The organism is Solirubrobacter ginsenosidimutans (assembly GCF_027587205.1).
Map to the genome: position 1 here is coordinate 25,792 of NZ_JAPDOD010000064.1, position 20,013 is coordinate 45,804.

The following is a 20,013-nucleotide window of genomic DNA, read 5'->3' on the forward strand; positions in this document are numbered from 1 at the left end:
GGCGCGAAAGAACCTTCGGCCGTTCTGCTTCGTTCACGATCTCCCCCGAACTTCGTCTCGATTTGTGATGCGCGCGTGAGACTTTCGGCCGAGGGGGTCAGGTTTGTTACCCGCCCGTCACCAGCTCGTGAACAACCTGGTCAGCGGCCAGGCGAGACGAGCCCGGATTCGTATGCCAGCACGACGGCCTGCACTCGGTCGCGGAGGCCGAGCTTGGCGAGCACGTGGCGGACGTGGGTCTTGACGGTCGCGAGCGAGATGAACAGGGCCTCGCCGATCTCCGTGTTGGACAGGCCGCGGCCGATCAGCCCGAGCACCTCGAGCTCCCGTTCGGAGAGCTCGTCGAGGCCGTGCGGGCGCCCGACCGGTGGGCGGGCGACGTAGTGGTCGACGAGCCGGCGCAGCACGCTCGGGGCGAACAGCGACTCGCCGGCAGCGACGGTCCGCACGCCCTCGATCAGCCGCTCGCGCCCCGCGTCCTTGAGCAGGAAGCCGCTCGCGCCCGCCCGCAGCGCGTCGTAGACGTGCTCGTCCATGTCGAACGTCGTGAGGACGAGGACGCGCGTCCGCAGCCCCGCCTGCCCGATCCGGCGTGTGGACTCGATGCCGTCCATCCGCGGCATCCGCACGTCCATCAGCACGACGTCCGGCTCCAGCTCGCGGGCGAGCTCGAGCGCGACCGCCCCGTCACCCGCCTCGCCCACGACCTCGAAGCCCTCGAGCTCGAGGATCAGCCGGAAGCCCGCCCGCACCAGCTCCTGATCGTCGGCCAGCAGCACGGTGGTCATAGCGGCAGCTCCGCGGTGACCTCGAAGCCGCCGTCCGGCCGCGCGCCGGTGCGCAGCTCGCCCCCGTGCAGCTTGACCCGCTCGCGCATCCCCACGAGCCCGTGGCCCGAACCGTTGACCCGAGGCGCGCCGACGCCGCCCGTGCCCGTGTCGAGCACGCGCAGCGCGAGCACCTGACTGCCCCAGACGACCCGCACGGTCGCGGGCGCCCCGGCCGCGTGCTTGTGGACATTGGTCAGCGCCTCCTGGACGATCCGGAACGCGGAGAGATCGAGGCTCGCCGGCAGCGGCCGCGGCTCGCCTTCGACGTCGAGCGTGACGGGCGTGCCCGTCGCGCGGGCGCGCTCGACCAGCGCCGGCAGCTGGGCGAGCCCGGGTTGCGGGGCGAGGTCGGCGCCCGCCCCGTCCTCGCGCAGGACGCCGAGCAGCCGCCGCATCTCGCCGAGCGACTCCTCGGCCGATTGTCTGATCGCGGTCAGAGGTTTACGCGCGAGCGCCGGGTCGCGGTCGAGGGCGGCCTCGGCGCCGTCGGCCTGGATGGCGATCACGCTCAGCCCGTGGGCGACGACGTCGTGCAGCTCGCGCGCGATCCGCGCCCGCTCCTCGGCAACCGCGAGCTGGGCGGTGCGCTCGCGCTCATGCTCGAGCTCGGCGGTGAGCTGCTCGAGCTTGCTGGTCTGCTGGCGCTGGCGGCGCACGACCCGGCCCACCAGCGCGGGCAGGACGACCGCGGTCACCGCCCCCATGTACTCGCCGGGGACCTCGTGATTGAGCCAAGAGCCGAGGACCGAGAGAGCGACGCCGAAGAGCGTGATCGCGGCGACGAGCCGCAGGTCCGCGACGTGCGCGCCCAGCGAGTAGAAGAGGACGAACGCGGCGATGAAGCCGACGACGACATAGCCGTCGGTGGGAATGCACCACGGCAGCGTCCCGACGAATGCCGCGGCCGCGGGGTGGGTCAGCCGCCAGGCGATCGGCAGCGTCGAGACGAGCGCGATCGCCACGCCGACGGGGCGGGGCGCGAGCGGCCACACGAGCACCTGCACCACGGAGGGCACGGCGAGCGCGAGGGCGAGCAGGAGATCGGCGCGACGGAAGCTGATGGGCGGAAAGTATCCGGGCGGGCGGAGCGCGTCATCAGCCCGTGGGCTGAGCTGGATCGCACGCCAGGGCGATGGCGGCGGGCGGGCGCGTCCGTAGCTTCGGACGCCATGACCAGGACTCCTCCACTCGTTCTCGCCACCGTCGCGCTCGTCGCGGCCTACGCCATCGGCGCGGTGATCGCCGTCGCCGGCGGCATCGCCTCGGTCGCCGAGGTCTTCGGCAACGGCTCCAAGACCAGCGCGCCGTTCTTCATCCTCGTCGTCGAGCTGCTCGCCGCCTACGCGTTCCTGCGCGGCAGGATCGCCGGCGCGTGGGTGCTGGTGGCGATGAGCGGCCTCAGCACCGCCGCGTTCCTGTTCGACGGCGACTTCAACGCCGACGGCCTGGCCACCGGCCACGTGGTCTGGCAGGCCGTCGAAGGCTGGCTCGCGGTCCTGGTGTTCTCGCTCGCGGTGACCGCGCTCATTCGTAGACGACGACGTCCGGCCGCGGCTGCAGCCGCATGACCTGGGCCGGGGACATCATCCCCTGGTCCTCCTGGTAGAAGAGCTTGAAGCCGCGCCGGAACTGCTGGTCCTGCCCCGCGAAGCCCTTGTACTTGGCGATCTTCAGCGCCTGGCCGCCGAAGCCGTCGACGTTCATGACGTAGGCGAGGCCCTTGCGCGGCTTGAGCTGCGCCTCGGGGACCATGTCGTCGGTGAACTCGTGCACGAGCAGGAGCTTCTGCGGCAGGTTGTAGTGCGTCACGAGCTGGTCGAGCCACGCGCTGGTCGCGTTGACCTCGCGGGCGCTGACCGAGCCGATCACCTCACCCGGGATCTGCCCCGGCGCCATCCGCCACTCCGGGTCCAGCGCCAGGCCGACGTCGGGCTCCTTGAGCCACTTGCGCAGCCGCTTGGTCTCGGTGAAGAAGTCCGAGCGGCCCGGCTGGATGTCCAGGATCAGGAGGGCCTTCGCCTTGCGCGCGGCCTTCAGGTAGCGGCGGATCACCGAGTCGGGCTGGCGCAGGTTGTAGCGGTCGCCGTCTCCCGGGTGGGCGGCGGCGACCACCGCGATCAGCTCCATCGCGGGCAGGATCGGGCGCGTCTTGCGGGCGTAGGGCTGGGCCTGGCGCTCGAGCTTCTTCGTCATCTGCGTCGGCGACCCGATCCCCAGCGCCCCGAGCTGCTTGTCCTGCGGCGCGCCGTAGTAGGCGACGACGCGGAAGTCCGGCAGGATCGTGCGCCCGCCGCGCGGCAGTTCGGCCGCGGGCTTGGGCTTGGGTGTGGCCTCGGCGCGGGGCGCGCCGCCCTTGGAGGGCTCGGCGGCGTTCGAGCCCGTCAGCTGCGTGATGGCGAAGACGATCAGCGCGGCGGCCACCGCTGCGCCGACGATGGCGGCGATGCGCCTGCGTCGGTAAACGGCGGACGACTCGGTCATCCGCCTGGACGTACCCGCTTAACCGGTGGCTGAGGCCTTGAAGCCCCGGTCCAGGAGCTGCATCGCCTGTTTTCCGGGGTCTGGCGAGTCCAGGAGGACGACGCCCAGTTTGATCGCGCCGCGTCGCACCGTCGCGACCAGGCAGCGGCCGGCGGCGTCGGTGTAGCCGGTCTTGATGCCGGTCGTGCCGCGGTAGCCCTGCTGCAGCAGCGGGTTGTGGTTGTAGAGGTAGAGCTTCCCGCCCTTGATCGGGAACGGGACGATCGCCTCGCGCTTGGCGACGATGTGGGCGAGGCGCGGCTCGCGCAGGACCGCCCGTCCGATCGCCGCCAGGTCGGCGGCGCACGAGTGGTTGTCCTTGTCCTCGAACCCGCTGGGGGTGGAGAAGTGGGTGCAGACGAGGCCCATCTGCTCCGCCTTCTCGTTCATGTAGCGCACGAAGCGCTGCTCGCTGCCGCCCGCGGCCCGCTGCGCGAGCGCGATCGCCGCGTCGTTGCCGGACGGCAGCATCAGGCCATAGAGCATCGTGTTCACGCCGATCCACTTGCCCTTGGGCAGCAGCCCGACGGCCGAGCCGCCGGCCTCGTAGTGCACGGCCTCCTTGGTGATCAGCACCTTGGATCCGGGCTTGACGCGGTCGGCGACCACGAGCGCGGTCATCATCTTCGTCAGCGAGGCGATCGGCCGGACCACGGTCGGGTCGCGCCGCCAGAGCACCCGGCCCGTGTCGAGGTCGAAGAGCAGCGCGGAGCGCGGCGGCTTCTTGAACTTGATCTTGACCGGATCGCCGGGGACGTCGAGCCGGACGGCCAGCGGCGAAGGCGCGGTGCCGCCGCCGGCCAACGGGGCGGTCGCGGAGTCCTTGAGCAGGCCCGGCGGCGCGGTCGTCGTCTTCACGACCGGCGCGTCCGCGTCCTTGTTGAGGAACGCGTACCACCCGCCGCCGCCGATCAACAGCAGCATGATGAATCCGAGGACGCGCCGCATCAGCTCAGCGCGGCCCGATCGGTCTGGCGGCTCACCCGCTGCCTACTGGAGAACGCTCGCACCGCGAGCAGCCCGAAGATGAAGCCGCCGATGTGCGCGAAGTACGCGACGCCGCCGCCCCCGCCCGAGGGCTGGGCGAGATCGAAATAGCCGAACAGCGCCTGCTGGAGGAACCAGATCCCCAGGACGAGCATCGCTGGAAGTTCGAGGATCGTGAAGAAGAAGACGATGAAGATCACCGTCACGACCTTCGCGCGCGGGAACAGCAGGATGTAGCCGCCGAGCACGCCGGCGATCGCTCCCGAGGCGCCAAGCGTGGGCACCGTCGAGCTCGGGTCGATCGCGACCTGCAGCGCGAGCGCCGCGACGCCGCCCAGCAGGTAGAAGAGCAGGAACTTCACCGGCCCCATCGCGTCTTCGAGGTTGTTGCCGAAGATGTAGAGGAACAGCATGTTGCCGCCGAGATGCAGCAGCCCGCCGTGCATGAACATCGCGGTGAAGATCGTCAGATACGAGTTCGCCGTCGGCGGGTTCGGGCAGCCGGTGGCGATCATCACCTGCTCGCCGCCCGGGTGCGTGATCTCCTTCGGGATCGCCGCGTAGTCCTGCAGCTGGCAGATGTAGTGCGCCGAGCTCGGATCCCCGAGCGTCAGCCCGCCGCGCTGCCAGAAGAAGTAGACGAGGACGTTCGCGATGATGAGCCCGTACGTGACGTACGCGGTCCGCGAAGTCGGGATGTTGTCGCGCAGCGGCAGCATCGAGCGTCAACCGTACCCGGTGGTCCGCCGGAAAAGCGGTTAAGCGGTTGCGGCCAGCGGACCGACGCCTGGACGGTCCTGCTTGACGTGCTCGTCGGCGTGATACGAGGAGCGCACGAGCGGCCCGGCCGCCACGTGCTCGAAGCCCAGGTCGTAGGCCGCCGCCTCGAGCGCGGCGAACTCCTCCGGCGCCCAGTAACGCACGACCGGCAGGTGACGCTCGGTCGGGCGCAGGTACTGGCCGACGGTGAGGATCTGGACGCCCGCCTCGCGCATCTCGCCGAAGGCCTCGACGAGCTCGTCGTGCGTCTCGCCGAAGCCGACCATCAGGCCGGACTTGGTCGCGACCTCGCCCTCGCCCATCTCGAGCGCGTTGCGCAGCACCCGCAGCGAGCGCTTCCAGGTCGAGCCGCGGCGCGCGACGGGGTAGAGCCGCGGCGCGACCTCGAGGTTGTGGTTGAAGACATCGGGGCGCTCGGCGATGACCCGCGCCAGCGGCATCTCCTCGCCGCGGAAGTCGGGTGTGAGGCACTCGATCTTCGTGTTCGGCGCCTGCATGCGGATCGAGCGGATGACGCCGCACCAGACCGACGAGCCGAGGTCCGGCAGGTCGTCGCGATCCACGCTCGTGATGACGGCGTGGCGCAGGTTCATGCGGGCGACGGAGCGGGCGACGCGCAGCGGCTCCAGCGGGTCGTTCCACGTCGGCTTGCCGGTCTTGACGTTGCAGAAGCCGCAGCGGCGGGTGCAGGTGTCGCCGAGGATCATGAAGGTCGCGGTGCCGCGGTCCCAGCAGTCGCCGATGTTCGGGCAGGCCGCTTCCTTGCAGACCGTGTGCAGGCCCTCGTCGGCGATCGTCTTCGACAGCTCGCGGTACTTCGCGCTGCCGGGCCGCGGGACCTTGAACCACGCGGGCTTGCGGCTGCGGAACGGCAGGACGTCCTCGCCGATGATCTTGGTGACGTCCATCCCGCCCGGGTTGGACCGGGAGCGGGTCTGGTGGATGCGAAGGACCGGTTCGTCGCTCACTTAGAGTGAGGGTATCGAGGCGAGTACTTCGGCTTCCGAGCCCGACTCGAGGACGACCAGCGCGTGATCGACACCCGCGTCGCGCACCGCGTCCAGGTTTTCCGCCTTCGCGCCGTAGTAGATGACCGGGACGTCCCGGCCGGCGCGCTCGCGCAGCGCCGCCACGCGGCGGGCCAGCTCGTCGGTGTCGGGCATGTTCGGCATCCAGCCGTCGCCGTAGCGCAGCACGCGGTCCTCGACGCGCGGTCCGTTGCCGCCGATGTAGACCGGGACCTTGCCGGCCAGCGGCTTCGGCCACTGCCAGATCGGGTCGAAATCGACGTGCTTGCCGTGATATTCAGCCTCGTCGTCGCGCCAGATCGCCTGCATCGCCTCGACGCGCTCGCGCATGTCGCCGTGCCGCGTCGCGGGATGGGTGCCGTGATTGCGCATCTCGGGCTTGTTCCAGCCCGCGCCGACGCCGAGCACGAAACGCCCGCCCGAGAGCACGTCCAGCGAGGAACAGACCTTGGCCAGCACGATCGGGTCGTGCTCGATCACGAGGCTGACGCTCGTGCCGATGGTCAACGTGGTCGTCGCCGCCGCGGCGAACGCGAGCGCGATGAACGGGTCGTGGGTGCGGCGGTACTTGTCGTCCAGCGGGCCGCCGTTGCGGTCGACCATGCCCGCCGAGACGGGGATGTGGGTGTGCTCGGTCAGGAACAGCGAGTCGAGGCCACGCTCCTCGGCCGCCTGGGCGAGCACGTCGGGACGAACGCCGTCGCCGACCAAGAAGGTGGCGATCCCGACCTTCATACCGTCACCAGCGGTTCGATGCCGAGGCGGTGCGCGCTCACCAGCCGCTGCCGCAGCCCGAACGCCTCGCTGAAGCGATGCCCGACCCGCTTGCGGAAGCACGCGAGGCCTTCGGCCGAGCCTTCGACCGCCATCGACGTCATCTGCACCTCCGGCAGCCCGCACGCCACCACCCACGTGAACGGGTCGAGGTCGTTGGCCACGTTGACGGCGAAGCCGTGCGAGGAGACGCCGTGGGAGATGTGCACCCCGACGGAGGCGATCTTGCGCTCGCCCACCCACACGCCCACGTGCTTGTGGCCGAGCTTGGTCGCCGCCGCCACCCCCGCGGCGTCGAGCGCGCGCACGATCGCCCGCTCCATCGTGAGGATGTACTCCGGCACGCTGGACACGTGCATGATCGGGTAGCCGACGAGCTGCCCGGGCCCGTGGTAGGTCAGCTGGCCGCCGCGCGGCGTGCGCACGATGTCGATCCCGCGCTCGCGGTAGAAGGCCTCGCCGAACGGCAGGTCGCCCTCGTCCGAGCGGCGCCCGATCGTGTAGATCGGCGGGTGCTCGAGCAGCAGCATCAGGTCCGGCAGCTCGCCGGCGACCACGCGCTCGCGCAGGCGCTCCTGCAGGGCCGCGGCCTCGCGGTACTCGACGCGGCCGAGATGGCAGACCCACAGCTCGTTTGCGGCCATGCCTCCTAGCTTACGGCGATGGCCCGGTAGGCCAGAGACGCGGCGGCGTCGAGCGGGCGCGAGAAGTAGAAGCCCTGGCCGTAGTCGCAGCCGAGCGCCTGCAGCGCGTACCACTGGTCGTCGGTCTCGATCCCCTCGGCCACGACCTCCAGCTGGAGCGCGGCGCCGAGCCCGACGATGCCCGCCGTCAGCGCCGGCGCACCGTCGCGCAGGAAGGACCGGTCGAGCTTGAGCACGTCGACGGGGAGCCGGCTCAGGTAGCTCAGCGACGAGAACCCGGTGCCGAAGTCGTCGAGCGCGAGCCGGATGCCGAAACTCTTGAGCGCGTTCAGGCGCATGACGGCGAGGTCGCCGTCCTCCAGCAGCACGGACTCGGTGAGCTCGAGCACGAGCCGCTCCGGCGGGAAGCCGCTCGCCGCCAGCGCCGACTTGACGTCCGCGACGATGCCGCCGTGCTGGAGCTGCTTGGCGGAGAGGTTGACGTTCATCCGCAGCGGACCGCCGGTCGCCTCCTCCAGCCGGCGGGCGTGCTGGGTCGCCTCGTGCAGCACCCAGCGCCCGATCGGCACGATCAGGCCCGTCTCCTCGGCGATCGGGATGAACTCGACGGGGGAGACCATGCCGCGCGTCGGGTGATGCCAGCGCAGGAGCGCCTCGAAGCCCGAGACCGAGCCGTCGCCGAGCCGGACGACCGGCTGGTAGTAGAGCTCCAGCTCGCCGGCGCCGATCGCGCGCTCGAGGTCGCTGCGCAGCTCGAGGCGGTGCAGCACGTCGGCGTGCATCGCGGGCTCGAAGAGCCGGTAGCCGCCCTTGCCGTCGCGCTTGGCGGTGTACATCGCGGCGTCGGCGTCGCGGATCAGCTCCTCCGCCGTGCGGGAGTCGCCGGCGACCGCGACGGACACGCCGAGGCTGGTGCGCAGCGCGATCTCCCGCCCGCCGAGTCTCGCGGGCGCGGCGAGGAGATTGAGGACGCGCTGGGCCGCATCGGCGGCCTCCTGGCTGCCCACGTCCTCGAGCAGGACGGCGAACTCGTCGCCGCCGAAGCGCGCGGCGATGTCCGCGCCCCGCACCGCTCCGTCCAGACGCTGGGCGACCGCCACGAGGACCTCGTCGCCGACCCCGTGCCCGAGCGAGTCGTTGATCTCCTTGAAGTCGTCGAGATCGAGGAAGAGCACCGCGAGCGTGGACTCGTCGCGGCGCCCGCGGGCGAGCGCCTGGCGCGTGGCCTCGATGAACATCGGGCGGTTCGCGAGGCCGGTGACCGTGTCGCGGAACGCGAGGTTCTTCAGCTCGGCCTCGAAGGACTTGCGCTCGCTCACGTCGCGGGCGTTGAGGAGGATGCCGCCGACCGACTCCTCGCCGGTCAGGTTCGTCAACCGGAACTCGAACTCGCGCGGGGTGCCGCCGCGGGCGAGCAACGTGCACTCGAACGGCTCGGTCTCCTCGCGGTCGATCGCCTGGTCCAGGCGAGCGCGGTCGAGCGGGTCGGCGAAGGCGTCCATCAGGCAGCGCCCGAGCACCCGTTTGACCGACGGGCTCGAGAACGTGACGGTGCCGTCGGGGTCGAGCACCACGATCAGGTCGCTGGCCTGTCCGACGAGGGCGCCGAAGCGGGCCTCGCCCTGGCGCCGGTGCAGCTCGTCGCTGAGCGTGCGCTGGCGCCCGATCAGGCCGGCCATGCGGGTCAGCACGAGCGCGAACAGCGCGATCGACGCGACCTCGACCACGGCCGAGTCGACGTCGTTCTCGCCGAAGTCGTTGAGCAGGGCGATCGAGGGCGGGATCAGCGAGGCGAGGGTCAGCAGGCCGAGCCGGAAGCGGGTGAGGACGGTCTGCCTGCCTGGCACGGGCTCAGCGAGCCGGGCCATCGAGGGATGCAGGCCGGCCGCGCCCCACAGCAGGTACGAGCCGATCCAGCCCGCGTCCAGCCACACCTGGTGGGTGAAGGCGTCGTGCAGCGTCAGCACGCCGTAGGTGAAGTCGGTGACCAGCAGCAGCGCGATGCTGCTCGTGAGCAGGCGGAACGCGGGCTCGCGGCGGCCTGCGTCCAGCGCGAGGCGGACGACCGCGCCGAGCAGGATCACGTCGCCCATCGGGTAGGCGACCGAGGTCATCTTCGCCCAGATCCCCAGGTCGTGCTGATGCAGGTACGGGGCGACGAGCGCGACCCAGGAGGGCAGCGCGAGGCCGACGGTGAGCACGAGGCCGTCGATCAGCCCGCCGCGGTCGGTGCCGTTGCTGCGCCGGCGGACGAGCAGCAGCAGGCCGGCCATCATCACCGGGTACATCCCGACGTAGGCCGCGTCCCCGAGCGAGGGGAACGGGACCGGCCGGTGCATCACGCGCTCGTAGTTGTACGTGATCACGTCGCCGGCCCAGAACAGCGCGGAGCCCGCGGCGAGCAGGATCCAGGCGGACTTCGCGGCGGGATGATGGCGGCGGATGCCGACCGCGATCGCGATCACGGGCGAGAGGCCGAGCGCGTTCATCAGCCAGTGCGCGCCGGCGAGCGGACCGGTCAGATAGGCGCCGCACGCGACGAGCCCGAAGGCGAGATAAGCCGCCCAGAGGGGCGGGCGGCGGGCGCGGGACACGTCCCCAGTAGTCGGCTTGGCGCCTTGGCGCTTGAGCCTGTCCCGCCCCGGCGTGAGCCGGGGCGGGTGTCCGTCAGACCGTGTTCCCTACTTGATCGGCCACGCTTCCAACTTCTTGCGCAGCGCGGTGAGAAATTGGGCCGCGTACGCGCCGTCGAGGGCGCGGTGATCCCAGCCCATGCACAGGTAGGTCATGGACCGGATCGCGATCGAATCGTTGCCCGCGTCGTCGGTGATGACGACCGCGCGCTTGACGACTGCCTCGGTGTCGAGGATGCCGACCTGCGGCAGGTTGATCACGGGCGTCGCCATGATCGAGCCGAAGCCGCCGGGGTTGGTGATCGTGAACGTCCCGCCGCTGACCTCGTCGGGCTTGAGCTGGTTCGAGCGGGCGCGGCGGGCGATGTCCTTGATGCGCTTGGCCAGGCCTTCCACGCTGAGGTCCTGCGCGTCGCGGATGATCGGCACGATCAGCCCTTCGGTGCCGAGGCTGACGGCGATGCCGAGGTGCACGGCGTCCGTGTGGACGGTGTGGATGTCGCCCTCGAGCGTGGCGTTGAGCTGCGGGAACTCGAGCAGCGTCTCGACCGTGGCCCGGGCCTGGTAGGGCAGGTAGCTGAGGCCGGATGCCTTGCGGGCGGCCTCGATGCGGGTCATGTCGGCTTCGGCGATCGTCGTGCAGGTCGCCGCGGTCTGCAGCGACTGCACCATCCGGGAGCCGATCGCCTGGCGCATGCGCGAGAGCTTCTGACCGCCGACTTCGCCGGTCACCGCGGGTTGCGGCGGCGTGACGGGTGCCGCCGCTTGCGCGGAAACCTCCTCGACCCGCTGCAGGCGCGGGCGCCGCTGCCGGGGGACGACGGGCTCGTCGGGCTTGTACGGGCTCTCGATGTGCATCGGCGGCTCTTCCTTCGCGCCGCCTTCGACATACGCGAGCACGTCCTTCTTGCTCACCCGTCCGCCGCGGCCGGTGCCCTCGACCTGGTCGAGGTCCACGTCGTGCTCGGCGGCGATCCGCTGAACCACGGGCGAGTAGCGGCGCAGGCCGGCCGCTCGCTTCGGGGGCTCCGTCGCGTCTCCGACCAACTCTCCGGCCTCGCCGGGCGCCTCGATCGCGGCGGCCGCTTCACCCGTACCGAGCCCGTTCTCGGACATGTGCGCCTCGCCGGGCTTGGCGTCGGTCGCGATCCGCGCCATCACCGTGCCGACGTCGACGGTCTCGCCGACCGGCACCAGGATCTCGGCCACGCGGCCGCTCGCGGGGGACTCGACGTCGGTGTCGATCTTGTCGGTCGAGATCGAGGCGATGATCTCGTCGGCCTCGATCCAGTCACCGACCTGCTTCTTGTACTCGACGACCGTGCCCTCGGCGACGGACACGCCCATCTGGGGCATCGTGACGTCGATCAACGTCTCAGTATTCGAGGAGCTCACGGCACGCCTCCCTGACGTCTTCGACCTGCGGCAGGACCGCCTGTTCCAGCGGGGGCGAGAACGGGATCGGCACGTCCGGCGTGGCGACGCGGACGACCGGGCCGTCCAGGTCCTCCCACGCGCGCTCGGCGATCAGCGCCGCGACCTGGGCGCCCGCCGCGCAGGTCTGGTTGGCCTCGTCGATGATCACGACCTTGCTCGTCTTGCGGACGCTGGCGAGGATCGCCTCCTCGTCGAGCGGGACGAGCGAGCGGAGGTCGAGGACCTCGATGCTGCCGTCGAGGTCCGCGGTCGCCTCCAGCGCGGTATGGACCATCGCGCCGTAGGCGATGACCGTCAGGTCCTCACCGGGTCGCGCGATCCGCGCCGTGAAGGGCGTCTCGTAGGTGCCGGTGGGCACTTCGCCCTTGACGCGGCGATAGAGGTGCTTGTGCTCCATGAAGAGCACGGGGTTGGGGTCGCGGATCGCGGAGATCAGCAGGCCCTTCGCGTCCTCGGCGGTCGACGGCGCCACGATCTTCAAGCCCGGCGCGTGCATGAACCACGCCTCCGGGTTCTGCGAGTGGTACGGGCCGCCGGAGAACCCGCCGCCGGAGGGCAGGCGGACGGTGATGTTCACCGAGAGGCCCATCCGGTAGTAGGTCTTGCCGGCGACGTTGACCAGTTGGTCGAAGCCGCAGCTCACGAAGTCCGAGAACTGCATCTCGGCGACGGGGCGCAACCCCTCGACGGCGGCGCCGATCGCGCAGCCGACGATCGCGGACTCCGCCAGCGGCGTGTCCATCACGCGCTTGGGGCCGAACTCGTCGATGAAGCCGTCGGTCACCTTGAAGGCGCCGCCGAACGTCCCGATGTCCTCGCCCATCAGGAAGACGCGCTCGTCGGAGCGCATCTCCTCGCGCATGGCATCGGCGATGGCCTGCAGGTAGGTCATGGTGGCCATGTCGCTATGCCTTCTGGAAGCCCGACCAGGGGGCGTTGCCGTCTTCGAGCAGGGCGGGCTCGTCCGCGAACAGCCCGTCGAGCACCGTGTTGCCGTCAGGCATCGGCGACTTCAGCGCCTCCTCGACGGCTTGCTCGATCTCCGCCTTGACGCTCTCGCGAATCGCCTGTGTGTCGACGCCGAGCGCCTCGAGGCGCTTGACCTGGCGGTCGATCGGGTCCTTGCGGCGCCACTCCTCGACCTTCTCGTTCGGCACGTACTTCATGTCGTCGTGCGCGGCGTGGCCGTGCATGCGCATCGTCACGGCCTCGACGAGCGTCGGGCCTTCGCCGGCGAGCGCGCGCTCGCGGGCGATGCGGACGACCTCGAACATCGCCTCGGGGTCGTTGCCGTCGGCGCTCACGCCCGGGAAGCCGTACGCCGCGGCGCGCTCGACCGGGTTGACCGCGAACTGCTGGTCCAGCGGGGTCGAGTAGGCGTACTGGTTGTTCTCCAGCACGAAGATGACCGGGAGCTTCTGCACGCCCGCCCAGTTCATCGCCTCGTGGAAATCGCCGCGCGACGTGGAGCCGTCGCCGAACCAGGTGATCGCGCAGCGCTGCTCGTTGCGCAGCTTGAACGCCATCGCCATGCCGGTCGCGATCAGCATCATGTCGGGGAGCATCGAGACCATGCCGACGCAGCCCTTGGTGCGGTCGCCGAAGTGCACGTTGCCGTCGCGCCCGTGGGTGATGCCGTCCTGGCGGCCCATGTACTGGGCGAAGATCCGCCGTGGCTCGACGCCGCGGATGATGTGGGCGGCGAGGTCGCGGTGGAGGATGCACAGGCGGTCCTGGGCCGACATCGCCCACGTCGCCCCCGCGGACACGGCCTCCTGGCCGAACCCGTCGTAGAAGCTGCCGGGGACCTTGCCCTGGCGGTAGAGCGTCATCGCCCGCTCTTCGATACCTCGCATCATCAGCATCGCGCGCAACAGTCCGGCGCGATCCTCGGTGGTGAGATGCTCGGTTACGTCGGGCGGTAGTTCTTCGGTACGAGCGGTTTCGGTCGCCATCTGGCGGTTTCTCTCCCTTCAGGTGTCTAAGCGCCGCCCGGGATCGCCAGGTGGCGCGCCGTTCCGGGCGGGCGGGATCTCCGCTTGAGCTCGGGGTCGACGGTCCGTCCCAGACTATTCGATGGGGGTTTAGGCTTGACGCCTCCGATGGTCGAGTCCGTACGTTGGCGGCGGCTGCGCTGGCAGTTGCGGGGTGCGTGGCAGTGGCCCGCGTTCGTCGTGCTGACGTTCGTGGACGCGCTCCTGGTCGCGCGGCTGCCCTTCCAGGGCGAGGGGACCGACGTGATCGGCGCGTTCCTGGTCGCGGGCTTCTTCAACCTGCTCGCCGTCGCGCTGCTGGCGCCCGCGTTCGGGATGCTGCTGCGCCGCCGGCGGCGCGATCTGCCGTTCATGATCGCCCGCGACTACGCGGGCACCGCGCTGCTCGTCCTCACCACCTGCGGGCTGCTGGCGGGCGGGCTGGTGCACCGCTCGGCGGTGGTCGAGGAGCGCGCCGACCAGCGCGCGGTGACCGCCGCCGTGAATCACTACGTCGCCGCGTCCGCTCCGCGCTTCATGGTCGGCCTGGGAACCATGGATCGCGTCAAGCTCGAGGCCGACAGCTACCGCGTCTGCGTCATGGGCCGGGAGAACCTCCCGCTCTGCATGTTCGTGAACACGGACCAGTCGCCCGCGGGCGTCAAGCGCGACCCCTCGCGCGAGCCGAACGCCCCGTTCGCCGACCGTTAGAGCGCTAGGCGCAGCGGTGCTTGCAGGTACTCGCGGATCTTCGCGAGGAACTCGGCGGCTTCGGCGCCGTAGAGGATGCGGTGGTCGCAGGTCAGGGTGAGCTCCATCGTGTTGCGGATGGTCAGCTCGCCGTCGCGCACGACCGCCTTGGGGGAGAGCTCCCCGACGGCGAGGATCGCGGCTTGCGGCGGGTTGATCACGGCGACGAAGCGGCGGATGCCGTACATGCCGAGATTGGAGATCGTGAACGTGCCGGAGGAGAGCTCGGGCGGGGTGATGTTGCCGTCGCGGACGCGCCCGGCGAGGTGGCGGGCCTCGCCGGCGATCGTGCCGAGGCTCTTCTTGTCGGCGTCGAACACCGTGGGGACGACGAGCGCGTCCTGACCCGCGACCGCGATGCCGATGTTGACCCGGGAGTAGAGCTCGAACTGCCCGTCGCGGTAGGCGCCGTTCGCGCGCGGGAAGTCCTTCAGCGCGAGCGCGGCGGCCTTGATCACGAGGTCGTTGAAGGACGGGGCGGGCCCGTCGCCCGCGGCGACCTTGAGCTGCTTGCGGAACTCGACGGCGTCCTCCATGTCGACCTCGAGCGTCATCACGAAGTCGGGGGCGGTCGCCTTGGACTCGGCCATCCGGCGCGCGACGGTCCGCTGCAGCCGGTTGAGCTCCTGGTGGGTGACGTCGCCGCGGCCGGACTCGCTGTCGCGGGCGGGTGGCTTCGGCTCCTGGCTGGGCGTTGCGGCTTGGGGCTCGGGCTCTGGCGCAGGCTCGGGCTCAGGGTCGGTCTCGCCGGAGGCGGCCTGGATGTCGGCCTTGACGATCCGCCCACCCGGGCCGGTGCCCTGGATCTCGGACAGGTCGAGGCCGCGGTCGCTCGCCATCCGGCGGGCGATCGGGGAGGCCTTCACGCGGTCGGCGTCGGCGGGCGCTTCCTCCGTGGGCTCGGGCTCTGGCTCTGGCTCCTCCGCGGGCCCCTCGGGCTCGGCCTCCTCGGCCTCGGGCGAGTCCGGTGCACCCTCGCCGATCCGTGCGATCGTCGCGCCGACGGCGAGCGTGTCGCCCTCGGAGGCCACGATCTCGAGCGTTCCTCCCTCGCCGGCCTCGTACGTCATGTTGGCCTTGTCCGTCTCGATCTCGACGAGCTCTTCGCCCCTTGAGACCTCGTCGCCGTCGGACTTGAGCCACTTCAGGATCGTGCCCTCCTCCATGGAGTCGGACAGGCGGGGCATGGCGACGTCGGACATGGCCGTCAGGCTATAAGGAAGTGCTGCAGTCCCGGCAGCGCCCGACGAGCGGGAAGTGGGTGAAGGCGGCCTCGAACCCGGCCGCTTCGCGCACCGCGAGGCGGATCGCCTGCAGCGCCGGGGAGGGGAGCGGCGTCGAGCGCCCGCACGCCTCGCACGTGGTCCAGCCCGCGCTGCGGCCGCTCAGCTCGTAGCGGCCGGGCCCATGACCGAGGTGCACGTGGTTGACGATGCCGATCGCCTCGAGCGTCTCGAGGTTGCGGTAGGTCGACGCGAGGTCGGCGTCTCCGGCGAGCTCCTCCGCGGTCAGCGGCTCACCCGCCGCGAGGAGGGTCTCGAGCACCGACCGGCGTGCGGTGGACACCCGCATGCCGTGTGAACGGACCGTGTTAAGCAGGGTCGGCAGGCTCATGTGGCTGCATAGCGCACCGACCCCCGGTTCGGATCACTTCAGCGCGAAGGGGTGCCCCGCCCAGGCGGGGCACCCCCCACGTCATCGCAGCGCGGCGCGGGCGCGCTGCGCCTGCCACGGGTAGCCGTCGAGCCCGTGCGCGAACGCGATCCGCAGCTGCTTGCGACCCTCGCGGGCGTGGCCGGCGGCGAGCGCGGAGAGCCCCGCGTGCGCCCGCCAGACCGGGTCGAGCGCGCCGAGCCGCAGTGCCCGCTTCGCCCATCGGTAGCCGCTTCGCGGGTCGCCGCTACGGGTCAGCGCCCAGCCGAGCGCGTCGGCCGCGCGGACACTCGGCGCCTTGGCCCAGCCGCGCCGCGCGAGCGCGACCGCCTTGGCCGGATCGCCGTGGTCGGCCTCGAACACCGCGAGCTCGACGTCCACGTCGACCCCCGCGGCCCGCTGCAACTGCTCCTCCGCCTGCACGAGCGCGAGGTCCTGCTTCGCCGCGCCGGCCTTGCCGGCGGCGAGCTCGGTCTCGCCCAGCGCGACGACGTACTCGGGCAGCGGGAGCGTGTCGACGATGCCGCGCAGGCGCGTTGCGGCGGCGGCGAGTCCGCGAGCGTCGAGTTTCTCGCGCTGTACACGAGAAAGTCGACGCTCGACGCGCGCCGCACTCTCCAGCCGCGCCATTCCCGCCTCCGCGGCCGGGAAGCCCGGCACGAGCGCGAGCGCCTTCGCGAACGCCGCGTGCGCCTCACCCGCGTGGCCCAGCCGCCGCTCCAGCTCGCCGAGCAGCGCGAGCACGTAGGCGTTGTTCTCCGGCGCGGGCCCGCCGGCGGCCACGGCCAGCCGCATCGCCGTCGCCGCGCCGGTGAGGTCGCCATGCAGCTCGCGCAGGTACGAGACCCGCGCGTAGGCGGCGAGGTTCGGCTTGCGGTCGACCATCGCCTGCAGCTCACGCTCGGCGGCGGCGTAGCGGCCGAGCTCGACCAGGGCGTCGACGCGCACGAACGCGCCCTCGGCCCCGGCCCGGCGGCCGAGCTGCAGGCCGCCGGAGAAGTCATGTCGCGCCAGCGCGAGCTCGCCCGCCGTGGCGAGGCCGTCGGGGGTGCGCGGATTGCGCAGGACGCCCTCGGCGCGCGTGTAGAAGGACGGATCGCCGGTCTCGCGCACGCGCTGCAGGTAGGCCGCGGCGAGTGAGGCCCGCAGGTCCTCGCGGTTCGGGGACCGGCGCACCGCGCTCTGCAGCTTGGGGATGTCGGCCGACGTCCCGGTCAGGACGGGGCGCGCGACCGGGGACGGCGCCGCGGCCCCGCCGCCCTCCGCAAGGAGGACGGCGAGGCCGATGCCGAACGCGAGTGCGATGACGGCGAGCGCCTTCATCATCAGGCCGGCGGCTGCGGGACCGGGGCGTGGGCCGGCTCGATCCGGCCGAACTTCGCGTCGAAGCCGCTGTCGGGCAGCGCGACGTACGGGAACCCGGCGCGGAACGGCTTGTCGTTGGTGTCGATGCCGTCGCCGAGCGGGAGCTGCTTGCCGCCGTCCTCGGGCTTCAGCAGCGCGCCGCCGATGACGCGCAGCTCGATGTCGGTGACGTCGTCGGCCAGGCGGCGGCCGTTCGGGAAGCCCTGCGTGTCACCCGCGAGCACGCCGAAGCGGTTCGGGGTGGCGGACGCGGGCACGCCGAGGTTGATCTTCAGCGTGTCGGCGGGCACCGCGTTGCGGGAGATCTGCGTCAGGCCGGGAACGCCGGTCAGCAGCGCCTGCACGATGTCCGTGCGGTTGTTCTCCTTGATGCCGAGGCCGAACAGCGCGTTCAGGATCGCGGCGGGCTCGGGGCTCAGCGCGTTGGCGCCGAAGTTCTTCCCGTCGTCGGCGGGCGACGTCGCGTTGTACTTGTCCTTGAGGCCGATCGGGATGATCACCTCGTTGATGAGCGGGTTACCGAGGCGGCTGACCTGCTTCCACGTGTACTGATCGTCGCCGTGGCCGCGGTTGACCTTGATCGACTTGCGCTCGGTGCTCGACCAGACGCCGACGACCGCGTTGCCCGCCTTCGGACCGGTGACGGCCTTGCCGTCGCGGGTCACGTCGGCGGCCGGGACCTGCAGCACGAACGAGTGCACGTTGAAGCCGGAGACGTCGTCCTTGCCGCCGCCCTGGTTGCCGAGGCCGATCATCGGCCGGCCGGGCTTGTCGATGTTGATGCCGTCGAAGACCGCGCCGAGGTCGACGAAGAACGGGTCGTCGACCGGGCCGACGAACGACTTGCCGCCGCCCGGCAGGCCCTTGATGGCGCCGTTGGAGACGTTGGCGTAGTTGGGCATCGTCTTCGGGCCCACGTTGTCCGGGGCGACCGGCACGTTGTTCGCGATCCGTCGCGAGGAGACCTGGCGCCCGGCCCGGTAGGTCTCGTAGTAGAGGTCGTACGTCTGGACGAAGTTCAGGTTCGCGTCGCCGATCGAGTTGACCGGCGGAACCGCGTACAGGAACGACTTCGGGTTGCGGAACTTGTTGTGGAACTGCCAGCGATAGGCGACGTCCTCGACGCCGTCACCGGTGTTGTCGATCTTGACGTAGTAGCGGGCCTCCGGATCGAGCTTGCCGAAGTACGGGCCGCCGGCCGGGTTCTGGAGGGGAACCCAGTTGGAGACGACGGTGAGCTTGCCCGGGGCGTCCGGCGCGACGAACGCGTAGACGTCCGTGTTGTCGGCGCTGGGGTCGAGCATGATGCGTGGGGCCTCGCGGTGCGAGGAGCCGAAGACGCCGGTGGTGGCCAGCGCGCCGGCGGCGAGGACGGCAGCAGTGGCCGCCCCCACTAGGCGTGTCCGCATGGTGGGAACTCCTGGGGTTAGAGGGACAACAGGCACTGCGCGCGACCCTCATCCGCGGTTGTAAAACTCCCTGCGACCCAGGTGCAGGAACGTGTATTTCCCGCACCGCGACGGCGCTCATTACGGGTCGTGAAGCTCACGCCCGTTCTCGACCGCTACGAGCTGAGCCGCGAGCTCGGGCGTGGCGGGATGGCCGTCGTCTACCTCGCGCGCCAGACCGATCTCGACCGCTGGGTCGCCCTCAAAGAGCTGCATCCCGAGGGCCGCGATCCGTCGCTCGTCCGGCGCCTGGAGCGCGAGTCCCGCCTGGCGGGCTCGCTCTCGCACCCGAACATCGTCACCGTCCACGACTTCTTCGAGGCCGACGGCGTCGGCTACATCGCGATGGAGTACGTCCCGCGCGGTTCGCTGCGGCCGTACGTGGGTGCGCTGACCCTCGCGCAGGTCGCCGGCGTGCTCGAAGGCGTGCTCGCCGCGCTGGGCTGCGCCGAGCGCCACGGCATCGTGCACCGCGACCTCAAGCCCGAGAACGTGATGGTCACCGCCGACGGTCGCGTGAAGCTCGCCGACTTCGGCATCGCGAAGGCCACGGGCGCGGCGAGCCTGCTGACCGCCGCCGGCACGACGCTCGGCACCCCGCACTACATGGCACCCGAGCAGGCGATGGGCCAGACCGTCGGCCCGTGGACCGACCTCTACTCGGTCGGCTGCATGGCCTTCGAGCTGGTCACGGGGCGGCTCCCGTTCGGCGACTCCGACGCCCCGATGGCGATCCTCCTGCGCCACATCAACGAAGCGCCCCCGCGGGCGACCGGTGTCGACCCCCGCCTCGCGGACTGGATCTCGGCGTTGATGGAGAAGGACCCGGCCGCGCGGCCCCCGTCCGCGGTGGACGCCTGGGAGACGCTCGAGGAGCTCGTCCTGGCGGTCGAAGGCCCGCGCTGGCGCCGCGTCTCCGCGCTCCCGGCGACGGGCGAGGTCCAAATTCCCGGCCCCTACACCCCGCCGCCGTCGACGGCGGTCCCGGCCCACCCGGTCTTCGAGACCTTCCACGAAGGGGGTGGGTACGGAACGTCCGGTCACACCGGAACAGAAGGACCAACCCCCTCCACCGAGCCGTCGTCCCCGGCCGCCGCGCCCGACGGGGCCGCGCCGAACGCCGCGTCGCGCGTGTCCGCGCCGACCGCCGCGCCCGACGGGGCCGCGCCGACCGTCGCGCCGCGCGTGTCC

Annotated in this window: 19 protein-coding genes; 3 read left to right on the plus strand and 16 right to left on the minus strand. The window is 71.2% G+C overall.

Annotated elements, in window-relative coordinates; genetic code table 11:
- Nucleotides 1-140 precede the first annotated feature (140 nt).
- Both OM076_RS39145 and OM076_RS39150 read right to left on the minus strand, forming a co-directional pair.
- Complete coding sequence (locus OM076_RS39145; protein ID WP_270045628.1) at nucleotides 141-788, minus strand: response regulator; 648 nt, start codon at nucleotides 786-788, stop codon at nucleotides 141-143.
- Nucleotides 785-1,846, minus strand: coding sequence for a sensor histidine kinase (locus OM076_RS39150; protein WP_270045629.1), 1,062 nt, complete (start codon nucleotides 1,844-1,846; stop codon nucleotides 785-787). The genes OM076_RS39145 and OM076_RS39150 overlap by 4 nt, the downstream gene beginning before the upstream one ends.
- Before the next feature lie 153 nt (nucleotides 1,847-1,999).
- Here OM076_RS39150 and OM076_RS39155 point away from each other — a divergent pair, with 153 nt between their 5' ends.
- Entirely contained in the window at nucleotides 2,000-2,398 is a 399-nt protein-coding gene (locus OM076_RS39155; RefSeq protein WP_270045630.1) for a hypothetical protein, read from the plus strand.
- Here OM076_RS39155 and OM076_RS39160 read toward each other — a convergent pair.
- The 10 genes from OM076_RS39160 to OM076_RS39205 form a co-directional block, all read right to left on the minus strand.
- Nucleotides 2,355-3,311 (minus strand): hypothetical protein, encoded by a 957-nt coding sequence (locus tag OM076_RS39160; RefSeq protein ID WP_270045631.1) that lies wholly within the window; start codon nucleotides 3,309-3,311, stop codon nucleotides 2,355-2,357. The genes OM076_RS39155 and OM076_RS39160 overlap by 44 nt on opposite strands.
- 18 nt (nucleotides 3,312-3,329) lie before the next feature.
- The gene (locus OM076_RS39165; RefSeq protein ID WP_270045632.1) at nucleotides 3,330-4,274 is read right to left on the minus strand and encodes a D-alanyl-D-alanine carboxypeptidase family protein; all 945 of its coding nucleotides are present in this window, start codon (nucleotides 4,272-4,274) and stop codon (nucleotides 3,330-3,332) included.
- 23 nt (nucleotides 4,275-4,297) lie between these two features.
- Nucleotides 4,298-5,056 (minus strand): rhomboid family intramembrane serine protease, encoded by a 759-nt coding sequence (locus OM076_RS39170; protein ID WP_270045633.1) that lies wholly within the window; start codon nucleotides 5,054-5,056, stop codon nucleotides 4,298-4,300.
- Nucleotides 5,057-5,095: 39 nt separating this feature from the next.
- Nucleotides 5,096-6,085, minus strand: coding sequence for a lipoyl synthase (gene lipA / locus OM076_RS39175; protein WP_270045634.1), 990 nt, complete (start codon nucleotides 6,083-6,085; stop codon nucleotides 5,096-5,098).
- The gene (locus OM076_RS39180; protein ID WP_270045635.1) at nucleotides 6,086-6,880 is read right to left on the minus strand and encodes an LLM class F420-dependent oxidoreductase; all 795 of its coding nucleotides are present in this window, start codon (nucleotides 6,878-6,880) and stop codon (nucleotides 6,086-6,088) included.
- On the minus strand, nucleotides 6,877-7,563 hold the full coding sequence (gene lipB / locus OM076_RS39185) for a lipoyl(octanoyl) transferase LipB (protein WP_270045636.1): 687 nt from the start codon (nucleotides 7,561-7,563) through the stop codon (nucleotides 6,877-6,879). The genes OM076_RS39180 and lipB overlap by 4 nt, the downstream gene beginning before the upstream one ends.
- A gap of 5 nt (nucleotides 7,564-7,568) precedes the next feature.
- Nucleotides 7,569-10,157, minus strand: a complete 2,589-nt coding sequence (locus OM076_RS46565) for an EAL domain-containing protein (protein WP_270045637.1) — start codon at nucleotides 10,155-10,157, stop codon at nucleotides 7,569-7,571.
- Between the two features lie 87 nt (nucleotides 10,158-10,244).
- Entirely contained in the window at nucleotides 10,245-11,567 is a 1,323-nt protein-coding gene (locus tag OM076_RS39195) for a dihydrolipoamide acetyltransferase family protein (protein WP_270045638.1), read from the minus strand.
- Nucleotides 11,568-11,571: 4 nt separating this feature from the next.
- A complete protein-coding gene (locus OM076_RS39200) occupies nucleotides 11,572-12,534 on the minus strand; it encodes an alpha-ketoacid dehydrogenase subunit beta (RefSeq protein ID WP_270045639.1) in 963 nt (320 codons plus the stop codon).
- A gap of 4 nt (nucleotides 12,535-12,538) precedes the next feature.
- The gene (locus OM076_RS39205) at nucleotides 12,539-13,588 is read right to left on the minus strand and encodes a thiamine pyrophosphate-dependent dehydrogenase E1 component subunit alpha (RefSeq protein WP_270045640.1); all 1,050 of its coding nucleotides are present in this window, start codon (nucleotides 13,586-13,588) and stop codon (nucleotides 12,539-12,541) included.
- Nucleotides 13,589-13,735: 147 nt separating this feature from the next.
- Here OM076_RS39205 and OM076_RS39210 point away from each other — a divergent pair, with 147 nt between their 5' ends.
- Complete coding sequence (locus OM076_RS39210) at nucleotides 13,736-14,317, plus strand: hypothetical protein (protein ID WP_270045641.1); 582 nt, start codon at nucleotides 13,736-13,738, stop codon at nucleotides 14,315-14,317.
- On the opposite strand, the gene OM076_RS39215 is transcribed toward OM076_RS39210, so the two are convergent.
- The 4 genes from OM076_RS39215 to OM076_RS39230 all read right to left on the minus strand — a co-directional run bounded on the left by OM076_RS39215 (nucleotide 14,314) and on the right by OM076_RS39230 (nucleotide 18,783).
- Nucleotides 14,314-15,558 carry a dihydrolipoamide acetyltransferase family protein gene (locus OM076_RS39215; protein ID WP_270045642.1) on the minus strand — a complete coding sequence of 415 codons (1,245 nt, stop codon included), beginning with the start codon at nucleotides 15,556-15,558 and terminating at the stop codon, nucleotides 14,314-14,316. The genes OM076_RS39210 and OM076_RS39215 overlap by 4 nt on opposite strands.
- Before the next feature lie 10 nt (nucleotides 15,559-15,568).
- Nucleotides 15,569-15,970 (minus strand): Fur family transcriptional regulator, encoded by a 402-nt coding sequence (locus OM076_RS39220; RefSeq protein WP_270045643.1) that lies wholly within the window; start codon nucleotides 15,968-15,970, stop codon nucleotides 15,569-15,571.
- Nucleotides 15,971-16,051: 81 nt separating this feature from the next.
- Nucleotides 16,052-17,335, minus strand: coding sequence for a hypothetical protein (locus OM076_RS39225; RefSeq protein WP_270045644.1), 1,284 nt, complete (start codon nucleotides 17,333-17,335; stop codon nucleotides 16,052-16,054).
- Nucleotides 17,335-18,783 (minus strand): DUF4331 domain-containing protein, encoded by a 1,449-nt coding sequence (locus OM076_RS39230; protein ID WP_270045645.1) that lies wholly within the window; start codon nucleotides 18,781-18,783, stop codon nucleotides 17,335-17,337. The genes OM076_RS39225 and OM076_RS39230 overlap by 1 nt, the downstream gene beginning before the upstream one ends.
- A gap of 129 nt (nucleotides 18,784-18,912) precedes the next feature.
- Between OM076_RS39230 and OM076_RS39235 the strand changes: the two genes are divergently transcribed.
- The coding region (locus OM076_RS39235; protein ID WP_270045646.1) for a serine/threonine-protein kinase at nucleotides 18,913-20,013 on the plus strand (1,101 nt) is incomplete at its 3' end.